Below are 14,231 nucleotides of genomic sequence, written 5' to 3'. Positions count from 1 at the left end.
GGGCGCCGCCGGGGGCCGCGCGCCCCGGCGCGCAGCGCACGGCAGTTGGGGGGCTTGGTCCGGCGGCGCAGTGGTACCGCGGTGCGCGGGCGTACCGGCCGCCGCGTGCCGGCGTACCGGCCCGGGTGCGGGGAGGGCGCCGGTGCGGGCGGGTGTCGCTACGCCGGGTTCAGGCCGTGGCTGCGGAGCCAGGGCAGCGGGTCGATGGCCGCCCCGCCGCCCGGCCGGACCTCGAAGTGCAGGTGCGGGCCGGTGGAGTTGCCGGAGTTGCCGGAGTAGGCGATGACCTCGCCGGCCTTGACCTTGCCGCCTCGGATCTTGGTGCTGCTCAGGTGGCAGTACCAGGTCTCGATTCCGTCGGGCGAGGTCACTATGGCCATGTTCCCGTAGGCGCTGTTGTACTGGGTGCGCACGGTGCCGTCGGTGGCGGCCATGACGGGGGTGCCGTAGGACACCGGGAAGTCGATGCCGGTGTGCACCGACATCCACATGCCGCCGGCCTGGCCGAAGCTGGCGCTGAGGCCCTGCTGGGCGACGGGGATGGCGAACTTGGGCCGGGCCGCTTCCTTGGCCGCCGCCTCCTCCGCCTTCCTCTTCTTCTCGTCCTCCTGGCGCTGGTGCAGGTCGAGCCGCTCCTGCGTACGGCTCGCGCGGTCCGCGAAGTCGCCCGCGTCGGCGCTGAGCGCAGCCAGCTGGGTGTCGAGCTTGGTGTTCGCCGCGACCGGCTGCACCGAGGCCGGATCGGGGGCGGCCATCGTGGTGGTGTCCTCGGCCGGCTTCTCGCTACCGGTCAGCCCGCCCACGGAGGCCGCCGCGACACCGGCGACACCCATCACGCAGGCGGAGGGGACGGCCACGGTCAGCAGGGCGGAACGCTTCGCCGGGGTGCGGCGACGGCTGCTCGCCCGGCTGCCGCCCGCCGTGGCGGCCGCTTTGGCACTGGACTTGGCACCGGACTTGGCACCGGCCTTGGCGGCGGTGCGGCGCGCGGAACGCGGCTCACCCGCCGGAGCCGGGGGAGTCACGGGCATCGCCTGGGTGGGCAGGTCGTGCACCAGGGCGGAGTGCTCGGCCGCGGGCTCCCTTTCGGGGACGGCCTCGAAGACGGCGGTCTCGCTGTACGCCTCGGGCGTGTCGGGGGACTCGGCCCCGGCCTCGCCCTCCGCCGCGGCCTCGGCTGCGGGCGCGTAGTCGTGGCCGTAGTCGGTGTAGGACGGCTGGTGCTGCTGCTCGTACGGGCCGTCGGGGTACTGCTGCGGCGACGGGTACGCGTCGTACGCATACGCCTGCGGGTACGCGGCCTCAGCCGTGCTCTGCGTGACGGTGTTCCAGGCCGTGGCGTCGTAGGCGCCGGTCTCGGTACCGGTGGTGCCGTAGCCCGGGATCGCCCAGTGGCCGGTCTGCTCGCCGGTGGCGTCGTAGCCGAAGGAGGCGGGCTGGTACTCGGGGTAGCCGGGGTGGTCCGCATCCGGCGTCGTCCAAGCGCTCGCGTCCCACTGGCCGGTGGTGTCCGCGGGGGCGCCCTGGCTCGGGATCGTCGGCGCGTAACTGTCCTGCGCGGTCCACGCGGTGGTGTCGTACGCACCCGTGTCGTACGAGTCGTAGGCCGCGTAGTTGACGCCCTGGCCCTGCGTTTCGTAGGAAACATAGGCCGATTCACCAGCGAAACTGGTGGTGTTCAGGCCGTCATACCCGGGATCCGGGTACTGGCCCGACGAGGGGCGGTCGTTCACCAACTTCTCTTTCGCCTCGGCAGTGGGGGGCCTGGGTGGCCGGGGAATGAGAGGTTCCCCGGAGGAGAGCAGTGGCGTGACTGTACCCGGCGGTTACTCGCAACGACAATCTTCCCGAGCTTTCCGTAGCTGCGGAACCGGGCATTCAGCCGTCTTTCGGTCGCCGAAATGCACAGCCTTGGCCTTGAGTTCGAAATTCGTTCGACTTCCATCCGGGTGCTGTCTATGCGACGGAAGCCGCTCCCGGACGCGCCGCGGCGGCCGGTCCGGGCCCGTCGAGGACGCGCCGGACGGCTGCGATCACGGCGGGGTGGGCAGGCAGGGCGAGGTGCCCGATCCCGGTGACCTGCACGTTCTCCACCAGCAGGTCCGGGTGTTCGATGCGGGCCGTCCCGACGGGAGTCATCAGTGCGTCGAACTCGCTCCAGAACGCCACGCACCGCGTCGTGCAACCCGGCGCGGGCCCGGCCAGCTCGGCCAGTACCGGGGAATCCGGGCGCAGCTGCCGGACCAGGGGGTGCGCGTCCATGAAGGGGGCGACCCGGGTCCCGGAATGCGGGGTGCCGAGGGTGACGAGGGTGCGGACGCGGGTGTCACCGCCGAGTCGCTGGACGTAGTACCGGCCGACCAGGCCGCCCAGGCTGTGCCCGACCAGGTCCACCCGCTCCTGCCCGGTCCGCTCGCACAGCTCCTCGACGCGCCGGGCGAGATGGCGGGCCGTGACACGCAGGTCCCGGGTGAGGGGCGAGTAGTTGTACGCCTCGACATGGCGCAGGCCGTCGGCCCCGAGGGCGCGGCGCAGCAGGACGAAGACGGACCGGTTGTCGGTGAACCCGTGGAGGAGGAGCGCCGGCGGGCGGGCGGCGGATGTCGGCGCGGGTGCGGGTACGGGTGCGGGTGCTGGGGTCGGCGTGGGTGCGGGTGCGGGAGGCGGCGGGGGCGCGTACGGATGCGCTCTGGCCGGGGCCGTCCTCTCCTGGCGCATCCCGGTGGGGTAGAGGAGGAGGTGCCCGCCGAGCACGACGGCCTCCAACAGGCCTGCCCGCAGCGCGGCAGCGGACAAAGGCAGTGACAACGGCACGAAGAATGGCACGGACAGCCCCACGGGCGGCCTCCCCTGAGCCCTGTGGGACTGCGGCCGGTCGCGCCACCGTGCCGTGCGGCTGTCGGCACGGTGGCGCAATGCCGTCCCACGTGTGATTTCCCCCTCGTGGTGGACCGCGAAACGGCGGCGTGCGCGATGCTGTACTTAACGTTCGTTCACTCGGGAGGCAGTGCGATGGGTGTGACCGGTCCGATCCGTGTGGTGGTGGCCAAGCCGGGTCTCGACGGCCACGACCGCGGAGCGAAAGTGATCGCGCGGGCGCTGCGGGACGCGGGCATGGAGGTCATCTACACCGGCCTCCACCAGACCCCCGAGCAGATCGTGGACACCGCCATTCAGGAAGACGCCGACGCCATCGGCCTCTCGATCCTGTCCGGCGCCCACAACACGCTGTTCGTCCGGGTCCTGGAGCTCCTGCGGGAGCGGGACGCGGAGGACATCAGGGTCTTCGGCGGCGGGATCATCCCGGAGGACGACATCGCCCCGCTCAAGGAGAAGGGCGTGGCGGAGATCTTCACCCCCGGCGCGACGACCACCGCGATCGTGGACTGGGTCCGCGCGAACGTCCGCCAGGAGCCCTGACCCCGGCCCCGTCCCGACCCGACCCGACCCGTGCCCCTGCGCACAGCCCCGTCGATCCCGGACGGCGCCGGCCGACTCACGCCGAGGCCGCCTCCGAGGGCGACCCTCCTGCCGCGGTCCTTCCGGGTGCGGGGGCTGCGTCGGGCGCTGAGCCGCGCCCGGCGGAGCGGGGACCCCGTGCCGGGCAGGTGCCGGGACGGGCCGGCGGTCCTGTGCGTCAGGGCGGGGTCAGCTCCGACAACATGGTGCCGCGGAGACGGAGGGTGGCCACCAGGCGTTGGAAGGCTTCGGCCCAGTAGGCGGCTGCGCCCGGGGACGTCTCCGGCGGATCCTCGACCGAGGCGGTCAGGGCGTCCAGACGGTCGGCTTCCGCGGGGTCGAGGCAGCGTTCCGCCAGGCCCATCACCCCGCTGAAGCTCCACGGATAGCTCCCCGTGTCCCGGGCGTCCTCCAGCGCGTCGACCACCGCCCGGCCCAGCACCCCCGCCCAGGGCACCACGCACACGCCGAGCAGTTGGAAAGCCTCCGACAGGCCGTGAGCCCGGATGAACCCGGCTATCCACTGAGCCCGTTCCCCCTCGGGCAGGGTCTCCAGCAGTTTCGCCCGCTCCGCCAGCGAAGCCGTGGCCGGGCCCGCCGCAGGAGGTGCGGACGGCGGCCCGAGCAGGGCCCGCGACCAGGGCGCGTCCCGCTGGCGCACCGCTGCGCGGCACCAGGCCGCATGCAGTTCCTCCGCCCAGCCCTCGCCCCCGGCCACCGGCAGCGCCACGATCTCCGCCGGACCCCGGCCCCCGAACCGCTCCCGCCAGCAGTCCAGCGGAGCCGCCTCCACCAGCTGGCCCAGCCACCAGGACCGCTCCCCGCGCCCCGCGGGCGGCCGTTTGACCACACCGTCACGCAGCATCCCCGCATCGCACTCGGCCGGCGGAGTCACCCCTTCGGGGCCCACGCAGGCCAGGGCGCGCTGCGCCATGCGCCCCGCGAGCGCCGAACGCGGCAGCGCCGACAGCAGCTCGGCCGCGGTCGCCCGCACCGAGCGGCTCCGGTCGCCCAGGGCCGCCTCCAGGAACTCCTCGTCCCCGTCCGACAGTCCGACCCGCAGCGAGTCCAGGAACATCAGCCGGTCCTCGGCCCGTTCGGTGGACCAGGTCGTCTCCAGCAGACGGGGCGCGGCCGCCGCCTCGTGCGCCCGTACGGCGCCCAGCAGGGCCACCCGCTCCGCGAACAGGCCTTCCTGCCACAGCTGTTCCACCCCGGCCCGGTCTGCCGGATCCGGCAGCTCGCCGGCTCCGCCGCTCCCGCCGCGCAGCGCGAAACGCCAGTCGGGATTGAGCCGGGCCAGCCACAACCCCCGCGCCCCGGCCAGGGCCAGGGCGGGCGGGCGCAGGTCCGTGCGCGCCCGGGCCGCGTCCAGCAACGCCGGTACGAGCGCGGCCGGCGCACGATAGCCGTGCCGGCCGGCCGCGGCCAGCCACTGCGGCAGCAGCTCGGTCAGATCCGGGGCGGCCCCCCGCCGCCCACTGCCGCTGCCCGCACCCGTGCGCCCGGCCAGCAGCTGCGCGAGCCGCCGCCGGGCCGCCTCGGGGGGCACCGGACGCGGATCGTGCGCCGCGGGCTGCGGCCGGGCCTGCGCCCGGGCCGGTCTCAGCCCGGCCCGGCGCCGCACGGTGTGCACGGCCGCCGCGTCCAGCAGGGAATCCGGCGAGCCCGCCGGGCCGCTGCCGGGGCGCCGGTCGGTGCCCAGCAGCGCGGCGCCGACGAGCTCCTCCCAGTTCCCGTACCCCTGATCACCCTTGTCGTCCATCAGGCCCCTCCCTCGTCACCGGTCCTGCGAACGGGGCGGCGCCGACCCGGTCCCGCCCCCTCCGCGGGACCGGATCGGCTGCTGCGCCCGTTCGGCTGCTGTCCTCACACGCCGTCAGCTGGCATGGTTGTCACTCACGAAAGCCCCCCGGCTGCTCGTTGCCCCGCGGCGCCGCCCCCGCGGCTCCGCGTCCCTCCCCAGCTCTCCCCGCACTCCTTCCCGCCGCCCTGCCGGACGGCATACGGGCCCCCAGGCCCCCGGATTTCCTTGTTGTACGCCCGCCCGGCTCAGGCCAGGGCGACCGGCTCGGGTGAGTCCGGCTGCCAGGCCGTCAGCGGGGTGAACCCGCGGTGGCCGCACTCGCCGAACACCGTCACCGGGCCCCCGCCCGACAGCGCGGCCAGCTGCCACAGCCCCGCCCGCGGCCGGCCCCCCGCGAGGGGGACCGGCAGGGCGAACCCCCCGTCCGCGTCGGCCAGTTGCCAACCCAGCTCACCCGGCACCGGGACGACCGGGCCGAGCACCACCGGCCAGGACTCCAGCCACGGGTCCTCCCGCAACGCAGCCCCGTAGCCCTCCAGAGCGGCCTCCGCGCCCACCCCGGACGGCGCGCCCGGGCCAGGCCCGACCACCGGGGACTGCTCCCCGACATCGGCCCGCAGCCCGGCCGAACCGGGCCGGAAGCGGACTTCCGCCTCCAGCACCAGCCCCACCGGCAGCCCCGGCCCCGGCGCCCGTCCGGGCGGTCCGAAGTCCAAAACCAGAGCGGGGCGCCCAACCGTCAGGCCGCGCAGCCAGGTCCGGCGGGTGGTGAGCCGGCCGTCCGGCGACACCGCGTCGTTCTGGGCCAGCACCAGCCACCGGTCCCGTACGGCCTCCCCCTCCCCGGAGGCCGGCAGTCCCACCCGGCTGCGCACGGTCGCCGCCAGCGGACCGGGCAGCCCGGCCACGCCGAGCCAGGCCCGGTCCAGCAGGTGCAGCAGCGCCGCCTCCTCCAGCATCCGGGCGGGCCAGCCGGGACCGCAACCGGGTATCGTCCCCAACTCCCGCACCCGCCCCGCCAGTCCGGGTGCCTGGGCGTCGACCATGCGGGCGGCGGTCTCCTCCCACGCCGCGTACCCCGCCTGCTCCTGTCCCGCGAGCCCGCCGCGCAGCAGGTCGGCCAGCCGCTGCTCCAGCTCGGTGACGCCCGCGCCGATCCGGGCGGCCCGGCGCTCGGCCCGCCGGCGGGCTCCCTCCTCGTCTGCCGGCCGCCCCGTGCCGGCCGCCGTGCGTGCGGCCCGCGCCGCCCGCTCCGCCAGCCACGACGCCGCCCAGTCGGGCGCCTCGACCAGCTCGCCGACCCCCTCGGCGGACCAGAGCAGCAGCAGCCCCAGCGCGTGCTTGCACGGGAACTTCCGGCTCGGGCACGAGCACGTGTACGCCGGCCCGGAGAGGTCCACGACCGTCCGGTACGGCGTCCTGCTGCTGCCCTTGCACACCCCCCACAACGAACCGGAAGCGGAACCTCCGATCTGCGACCAGGGCCCAGCCCCGCCGAGTCTGCTTCCCGCCGTGCGTGAGGCATCGTCAGGAGCCAGAGCCAGTACCTGTTCCGCCGTCCAGCGGACCCCCTGCTCAGTCATGTGTCCCACCGTAGAGACCCCCACTGACAATCACGCTGACCTGCAACAACACCAGAAGGAAGGGGTGTTGTCAGTGGGGTGGTGCACCGTGGGAACAGCAGTCGGAACCGGCTGCCGAGCCTTGGAGGGGGACCATGACCACGCCCGGGAACGCCACCGGTGCCGAAGCGCTGCGACCGCACGCCGAAGACGCCTTCGCACACGAACTGAAAGCCCTGGCAACCGCCGACGACCGGCCCCGCCCGGCCCGCTGGAAGCTCTCCCCGTGGGCCGTCGCCACCTACCTGCTCGGCGGCCCGCTCCCCGACGGGACGGTCATCACGCCCAAGTACGTGGGACCGCGCCGGATCGTGGAAGTCGCCGTCACCACCCTCGCCACCGACCGCGCCCTGCTCCTGCTCGGCGTCCCCGGCACCGCCAAGACATGGGTGTCCGAACACCTCGCCGCCGCCGTCAGCGGAGACTCCACCCTCCTCGTGCAGGGCACCGCCGGCACCCCCGAGGAGGCCATCCGGTACGGCTGGAACTACGCCCGCCTCCTCGCGCACGGGCCCAGCCGCGAAGCCCTCGTCCCCAGCCCCGTCATGCGCGCCATGGCCGAGGGCAGGACCGCCCGCGTCGAAGAGCTCACCCGGATCCCCGCCGACGTCCAGGACACCCTCATCACCGTCCTGTCCGAGAAGACCCTTCCGATACCCGAACTGGGCGAGGAGGTGCAGGCCGTGCGCGGCTTCAACCTCATCGCCACCGCCAACGACCGCGACCGCGGGGTCAACGAACTCTCCAGCGCCTTGCGCCGCCGGTTCAACACCGTCGTCCTGCCGCTGCCCGCCACCGCCGACGCCGAGGTCGACATCGTCGCCCGCCGCGTCGACCAGATGGGCCGCGCGCTGGACCTGCCCGCCGCCCCCGAGGGGCTGGAGGAGATCCGCCGCGTCGTGACCGTCTTCCGGGAGCTGCGCGACGGGGTCACCGACGACGGCCGGACGAAGGTGAAGTCGCCCAGCGGAACCCTCTCCACCGCCGAGGCCATCTCGGTGGTGACCGGCGGCCTCGCCCTGGCCGCCCACTTCGGGGACGGCGTGCTGCGCCCCTCCGACGTGGCGGCGGGCATCCTCGGCGCCGTGGTCCGCGACCCCGCCGCGGACCGGGTCGTCTGGCAGGAGTACCTGGAGGCCGTGGTCCGCGAGCGGGACGGCTGGAAGGACTTCTACCGTGCCTGCCGGGAGGTGACGGCGTGAGCGCACCACCGCCGGGCCCCCTCCTGCTGGGCGTACGGCACCACGGGCCGGGATCGGCCCGCGCGGTGCGGGCCGCCCTGGACGCGCAGCGGCCCGGGGCCGTCCTGGTCGAGGGGCCGCCCGAGGGGGACGCGCTCCTCGAACTCGCCGCCGATCCCGGGATGCGGCCCCCCGTGGCCCTGCTCGCCCACGCCGCGGACGACCCCGGCCGCGCCGCGTTCTGGCCGCTGGCCGAGTTCTCCCCGGAGTGGGTCGCGATCCGCTGGGCCCAGGAAGCCGGCGTACCGGTGCGCTTCATCGACCTCCCCGCCGCGCACTCCCTGGCCGGCGCCGCGGACCCCGCCCCGGAAGAGGGCGGCGACGGGAACGGGGCCGCCGGCGCCGGCCGGCCCGGCGCCGTCCGGATCGACCCGCTCGGGGTCCTGGCCGAGACCGCCGGGTACGACGACCCCGAGCGCTGGTGGGAGGACGTGGTCGAGCACCGGGGCGGCGGCGCACAGCAGGCCGCGCCCGCCGCCTTCGAGGCCCTCGGCGAGGCGATGGCAGCCCTGCGCGAGGCGTACGGGGACGGCGGCCACCCCCGGGACCTGGTGCGCGAGGCGTACATGCGGCAGCGGATGCGGGCCGCCCGCCGCGAGTTCGGCGACGGCTATGCCGTGGTGTGCGGCGCCTGGCACGTCCCGGCGCTCCGGGCCAAGAGCACGGTGGCGGCCGACAAGGCCCTGCTCACCGGACTGCCCAAGACCAAGGTGGAGACCACCTGGGTGCCCTGGACCCACCGCCGCCTCGCCCGCGCCGGGGGGTACGGGGCGGGCATCGTCTCACCGGGCTGGTACGCGCACCTGTTCGCGGCCCCGGACCGGCCCGTGGAACGCTGGCTGGCCAAAGTGGCCGCACTGCTGCGGGAAGAGGACCGGCAGGTGTCCCCGGCCCACGTCATCGAAGCGGTGCGACTGGCCGACACCCTGGCCGCCCTGCGCGGCAGGCCGCTGCCCGGACTGACCGAGACCCTGGAAGCGGTCCGGGCCGTGATGTGCGACGGCTCCGACATACCGCTCGCGCTGGTCCACGACCGCCTGGTCGTGGGGGACGTGCTCGGGGCGGTCCCCGACGCGGCGCCCGTCGTCCCCCTCCAGCGCGACCTGACCCGGCAGCAGCGCTCGCTCCGGCTCAAGGCCGAGGCGCAGGACCGCGAACTCGAACTGGACCTGCGCAAGGACACCGACACGGCCAGGTCGCTGCTCCTGCACCGGCTGCGGCTGCTCGGCATCGACTGGGGCGTGCCCACCGCCTCCCGGGGCAGCACCGGGACCTTCCGCGAGACGTGGCGGCTGCGCTGGGAGCCGGAGCTGTCCGTGCGGGTCGCCGAAGCCGGGGTGTGGGGCACCACCGTCCTCGCGGCCGCCACCGCCCGCGCCGAGGGCGACGCAGCTGCCGCCACGGAGCTGGGCGAGGTGACGGCCCTGGCCGAACGGTGCCTGCTGGCCGGGCTGTCCGACGCGCTGCCCGCCGTCCTGCGGGCCCTTGCCGACCGGGCCGCCCTGGACACCGACGTGGCACGGCTGGCGAAGGCCCTGCCGGCCCTGGCCCGCTCCCTGCGGTACGGCGACGTCCGCGGCACCGACGCGGCGGCCCTGGGCACGGTCGCGGCCGGGCTCGCCGAGCGGATCTGCGTGGCCCTGCCGCCGGCCTGCTCCGTCGGCCTCGATGCCGACGCGGCGGCGGAGCTGCGGGGCCACGTGGACGGGGTGCACGGGGCGGTGGCGCTGCTGGCGGACCGTCAGGCAGGGCTGCGGGAGCGCTGGTCGGCGGTACTGCGGGCGCTCGCGGGACGGGAGGCGGTACCGGGCCTGATCCGCGGCCGCGCGACCCGGCTGCTGCTCGACGAGGGACGGCTGGCGGCCGGGGAGAGCGCCCGGCTGATGGGGCTCGCCCTGTCACCGGCGGCGTCCCCGGCCGAAGCGGCCGGGTGGATCGAGGGCTTCGCGGGCGGCAGCTCCGGCGGCGGCACGCTGCTGGTCCACGACGAGCGGCTGCTCGGCCTGATCGACACCTGGCTCCTGGGGGTACCGGAGCGCGCCTTCGTCGACGTACTGCCCCTGCTGCGGCGGACCTTCGGGGCGTACGAGCCCGGGGTGAAGCGGGCCCTGGGCGAACTGGTGCGCCGCGGCCCCGGCGCACCGGCGGCGGGCACCGGCCACGGCGCGGCCCCGCAGGGATTCGCCCCGGACCCGGACCCACGGCGGGCGGACGCGGTGGTGGCCCTGGTCCGGCTGCTGCTCGCCGGACCGCCGCCCGACGAGAACGCCGCGGTGGCCTGAGGCGGCCGCCGTCCGGCAGCACCCGCCGTCCGGCAGCAGGCGACGCAGCCGCCACGGCACGACCGGCACCACGCCACCAGTACGGCACCACGCCACCAGTACGGCACGACGAGCAGAGGGGACGGGCAGATGACGACCACGACCGACGGTTCCGCGCAGGCGGGGGACCCGGCAGGGGGGACCGGGCACGGGCCGGCGGGGCAGGACCCCGCCCGCGACGCCGATGGTGACGGCCGGGACGGGGGCGCCGGCGCCGGGCCCGCCGCGCAGGAGCGGCTGCGGCGGTGGCGGATGGTGCTCGGCGGGGGAGAGGCCGACGGCACCGGATGCGCGCTGAGCGGCCGGGACGCGGCGATGGACGCGGCGCTCGGCGCGCTCTACGGCGGGAGCGCCGCCGGCGGCCGGCGCCGGACGACGGGGGAGCGCTCCGCGGGGCTGGGCGGCTCCGCCCCGCAGGTGGCCCGCTGGCTCGGCGACATCCGGACCTACTTCCCCGGCCCGGTGGTGCAGGTCATGCAGCGGGACGCGATCGAGCGGCTCGGCCTGTCGGCCCTGCTCCTGGAGCCGGAGATGCTGGAGGCCGTGGAACCGGACGTCCACCTGGTCGGCACCCTGCTGTCCCTCAACAAGGCGATGCCGGAGACGACGCGGGAGACCGCACGGGCCGTCGTCCGCACGGTGGTGGGCCGGTTGGAGAAGCGCCTGGCGACCCGCACCCGGGCCACCCTCACCGGCGCGCTCGACCGCTCGGCCCGGATCAGCCGCCCCCGCCACCACGACATCGACTGGAACCGCACCATCCGGGCCAACCTGAAGAACTACCTGCCCGAGTACCGCACCGTCGTCCCCGAGCGGCTGATCGGGTACGGCCGGGCGTCCCGGTCGGTGAAGAAGGAGGTGGTCCTGTGCATCGACCAGTCGGGTTCCATGGCGGCCTCCGTGGTCTACGCCTCCGTCTTCGGCGCCGTCCTCGCCTCCATGCACTCGATCGCCACCCGCCTCGTCGTCTTCGACACGGCCGTCGTCGACCTGACGGACCAGATCGACGACCCCGTGGACGTGCTCTTCGGTACCCAGCTGGGCGGCGGCACCGACATCAACCGGGCCCTCGCCTACTGCCAGTCGAAGATCACCCGCCCCGCGGACACGGTCGTCGTCCTGATCAGCGACCTCTACGAGGGAGGCATACGCAACGAGATGCTGAAGCGGGTGGCCGCGATGAAGGCGGCGGGCGTCGAGTTCGTCGCCCTGCTCGCCCTGTCCGACGAGGGCGCCCCGGCCTACGACCGGGAGCACGCCGCCGCCCTCGGCGCGCTCGGCGCTCCGGCCTTCGCCTGCACGCCCGACCTGTTCCCTGAGGTGATGGCCGCCGCGCTGGAGAAGCGGCCTCTGCCGGTGCCGTGACGGCCCCCGCTGGGAAGGGGCTGATCGCACGAACTTCCAGCTCAACCGTGAGGCGTTCTGTGACAGGTATCACCGCTCAGGTGTGATCTGCAATTTAGGGACCTACGTCCCGCGGGGATAACCTGCGGGACGGACATGCCGCGTCCACGGTCACCGTGTGCGCCTTCCTTGTGACAGCGCCGTCACGTTGCCCTCCGCGGCACGCCCACGCAGATAGCAGAAAACCGCGAATCACTGCGAATCTTTGAAGACAAGGGACGGACGCGCGTGGACCTGTTCGAGTACCAGGCGAGGGACCTCTTCGCCAAGCACGGTGTACCGGTGCTGGCCGGTGAAGTCATCGACACGCCTGAGGCGGCTCGCGAGGCCACCGAGCGGCTGGGCGGCAAGTCGGTCGTCAAGGCGCAGGTGAAGGTCGGCGGCCGCGGCAAGGCCGGCGGCGTGAAGCTGGCGGCCACCCCGGACGAGGCCGTCGCCCGGGCGACGGACATCCTCGGCATGGACATCAAGGGCCACACGGTCCACAAGGTGATGATCGCCGAGACGGCCCCTGAGATCCTCGAGGAGTACTACGTCTCGTACCTCCTCGACCGCACCAACCGCACCTTCCTGGCCATGGCCTCGGTCGCGGGCGGCATGGACATCGAGCAGGTCGCCGAGGAGACCCCGGAGAAGCTCGCCAAGGTCCCGGTGAACGCCAACGAGGGCGTGACCATCGAGAAGGCCCGCGAGATCGTCGCCCTGGCGCAGTTCCCGGCCGAGGTCGCGGAGCAGGTCGCCGAGGTCCTCGTGACCCTGTGGGACACCTTCATCGCCGAGGACGCGCTCCTCGTCGAGGTCAACCCGCTCGCGAAGGTCGCCTCCGGCGCCGTCATCGCGCTCGACGGCAAGGTCTCGCTCGACGAGAACGCCGAGTTCCGCCAGCCGGGCCACGAGGAGTTCGTGGACCACGCGGCCGCGAACCCCCTTGAGGCCGCCGCCAAGGCGAAGAACCTCAACTACGTGAAGCTCGACGGTGAGGTCGGCATCATCGGCAACGGCGCGGGTCTCGTCATGAGCACCCTCGACGTCGTCGCGTACGCCGGTGAGAACCACGGCGGCGTCAAGCCCGCCAACTTCCTGGACATCGGCGGTGGCGCCTCCGCCGCCGTCATGGCCAACGGTCTGGAGATCATCCTCGGCGACCCGGACGTCAAGTCCGTCTTCGTCAACGTCTTCGGCGGCATCACCGCGTGCGACGAGGTCGCCAACGGCATCGTCCAGGCGCTGCAGCTGCTCGCGGACAAGGGCGAGGCGGTCACCAAGCCGCTCGTCGTCCGTCTCGACGGCAACAACGCCGAGCTGGGTCGCAAGATCCTCTCGGACGCCAACCACCCGCTGGTCCAGCGCGTGGACACCATGGACGGCGCGGCCGACAAGGCCGCCGAGCTCGCGGCTGCGAAGTAAGGGCAGAGGTCACAGACTCACATGGCTATCTTCCTCAACAAGGACAGCAAGGTCATCGTCCAGGGCATGACCGGTGCCACGGGCATGAAGCACACCAAGCTGATGCTGGCTGACGGCACCAACATCGTCGGCGGTGTGAACCCGCGCAAGGCCGGCACCACCGTCGACTTCGACGGCACCGAGATCCCGGTCTTCGGCTCCGTCGCCGAGGCGATGGAGAAGACGGGCGCCAACGTCTCCGTCCTCTTCGTCCCGCCGGCCTTCGCCAAGGCCGCCGTCGTCGAGGCCATCGACGCCGAGATCCCGCTGGCCGTCGTCATCACCGAGGGCATCGCGGTGCACGACTCCGCCGCCTTCTGGGCGTACGCGACCGCCAAGGGCAACAAGACGCGGATCATCGGCCCGAACTGCCCGGGTCTGATCACCCCCGGCCAGTCCAACGCCGGCATCATCCCGGGCGACATCACCAAGCCGGGCAAGATCGGTCTCGTGTCGAAGTCGGGCACGCTGACCTACCAGATGATGTACGAGCTCCGTGACATCGGCTTCACTTCCGCCGTCGGCATCGGTGGCGACCCGGTCATCGGCACCACGCACATCGACGCCCTGGAGGCCTTCGAGGCCGACCCGGAGACCGAGCTGATCGTCATGATCGGTGAGATCGGCGGCGACGCCGAGGAGCGTGCGGCGGACTTCATCGCGAAGAACGTCACCAAGCCGGTCGTCGGCTACGTCGCGGGCTTCACCGCCCCCGAGGGCAAGACCATGGGCCACGCCGGCGCCATCGTCTCCGGCTCCTCCGGCACCGCGCAGGCCAAGAAGGAGGCCCTTGAGGCCGCCGGCGTCAAGGTCGGCAAGACGCCGACCGAGACCGCCAAGCTGGCGCGCGAGATCCTCAACGCCGCGCAGTAGTCAGACGCGGTACTGCCGCTACCGGCAGCACGGGCGTGGCCCGCACCCCTCGGGTGCG

General features: G+C 74.0%; 10 protein-coding genes. 6 read left to right on the top strand and 4 right to left on the bottom strand.

Annotation, left to right across the window (positions count from 1 at the left end):
• Positions 1-158 precede the first annotated feature (158 nt).
• On the bottom strand, positions 159-1,733 hold the full coding sequence (locus tag ACLJTM_RS00195; protein ID WP_411101292.1) for a M23 family metallopeptidase: 1,575 nt from the start codon (positions 1,731-1,733) through the stop codon (positions 159-161).
• 223 nt (positions 1,734-1,956) lie between these two features.
• On the bottom strand, positions 1,957-2,814 hold the full coding sequence (locus tag ACLJTM_RS00190; protein ID WP_411102228.1) for an esterase/lipase family protein: 858 nt from the start codon (positions 2,812-2,814) through the stop codon (positions 1,957-1,959).
• A 198-nt stretch (positions 2,815-3,012) separates the two neighbouring features.
• On the opposite strand from ACLJTM_RS00190, the gene ACLJTM_RS00185 reads away from it, so the two are divergent.
• Positions 3,013-3,420 (top strand): cobalamin B12-binding domain-containing protein, encoded by a 408-nt coding sequence (locus ACLJTM_RS00185; RefSeq protein WP_411101291.1) that lies wholly within the window; start codon positions 3,013-3,015, stop codon positions 3,418-3,420.
• A gap of 217 nt (positions 3,421-3,637) precedes the next feature.
• Here ACLJTM_RS00185 and ACLJTM_RS00180 read toward each other — a convergent pair whose 3' ends face one another.
• Positions 3,638-5,224, bottom strand: coding sequence for a DUF5691 domain-containing protein (locus tag ACLJTM_RS00180; RefSeq protein ID WP_411101290.1), 1,587 nt, complete (start codon positions 5,222-5,224; stop codon positions 3,638-3,640).
• Between the two features lie 287 nt (positions 5,225-5,511).
• A complete protein-coding gene (locus ACLJTM_RS00175) occupies positions 5,512-6,849 on the bottom strand; it encodes an SWIM zinc finger family protein (RefSeq protein WP_411101289.1) in 1,338 nt (445 codons plus the stop codon).
• Between the two features lie 134 nt (positions 6,850-6,983).
• Between ACLJTM_RS00175 and ACLJTM_RS00170 the strand changes: the two genes are divergently transcribed.
• The 5 genes from ACLJTM_RS00170 (at position 6,984) to sucD (ending at position 14,173) form a co-directional block, all read left to right on the top strand.
• Positions 6,984-8,090 carry an ATP-binding protein gene (locus tag ACLJTM_RS00170; protein WP_411101288.1) on the top strand — a complete coding sequence of 369 codons (1,107 nt, stop codon included), beginning with the start codon at positions 6,984-6,986 and terminating at the stop codon, positions 8,088-8,090.
• Complete coding sequence (locus tag ACLJTM_RS00165; protein ID WP_411101287.1) at positions 8,087-10,411, top strand: DUF5682 family protein; 2,325 nt, start codon at positions 8,087-8,089, stop codon at positions 10,409-10,411. The genes ACLJTM_RS00170 and ACLJTM_RS00165 overlap by 4 nt, the downstream gene beginning before the upstream one ends.
• A gap of 291 nt (positions 10,412-10,702) precedes the next feature.
• Complete coding sequence (locus ACLJTM_RS00160; protein WP_411102227.1) at positions 10,703-11,815, top strand: VWA domain-containing protein; 1,113 nt, start codon at positions 10,703-10,705, stop codon at positions 11,813-11,815.
• 267 nt (positions 11,816-12,082) lie between these two features.
• Positions 12,083-13,261 (top strand): ADP-forming succinate--CoA ligase subunit beta, encoded by a 1,179-nt coding sequence (gene sucC / locus ACLJTM_RS00155; RefSeq protein ID WP_411101286.1) that lies wholly within the window; start codon positions 12,083-12,085, stop codon positions 13,259-13,261.
• A 21-nt stretch (positions 13,262-13,282) separates the two neighbouring features.
• On the top strand, positions 13,283-14,173 hold the full coding sequence (gene sucD, locus ACLJTM_RS00150) for a succinate--CoA ligase subunit alpha (protein WP_411101285.1): 891 nt from the start codon (positions 13,283-13,285) through the stop codon (positions 14,171-14,173).
• The last annotated feature ends 58 nt before the right edge of the window (positions 14,174-14,231 follow it).

It is taken from the genome of Streptomyces sp. cmx-4-9, from assembly GCF_046548835.1.
Taxonomy (GTDB): Bacteria; Actinomycetota; Actinomycetes; order Streptomycetales; family Streptomycetaceae; genus Streptomyces.
The sequence above is the reverse complement of the archived record's forward strand: the minus strand, read 5'-3'. Positions and strand labels throughout refer to the sequence as shown.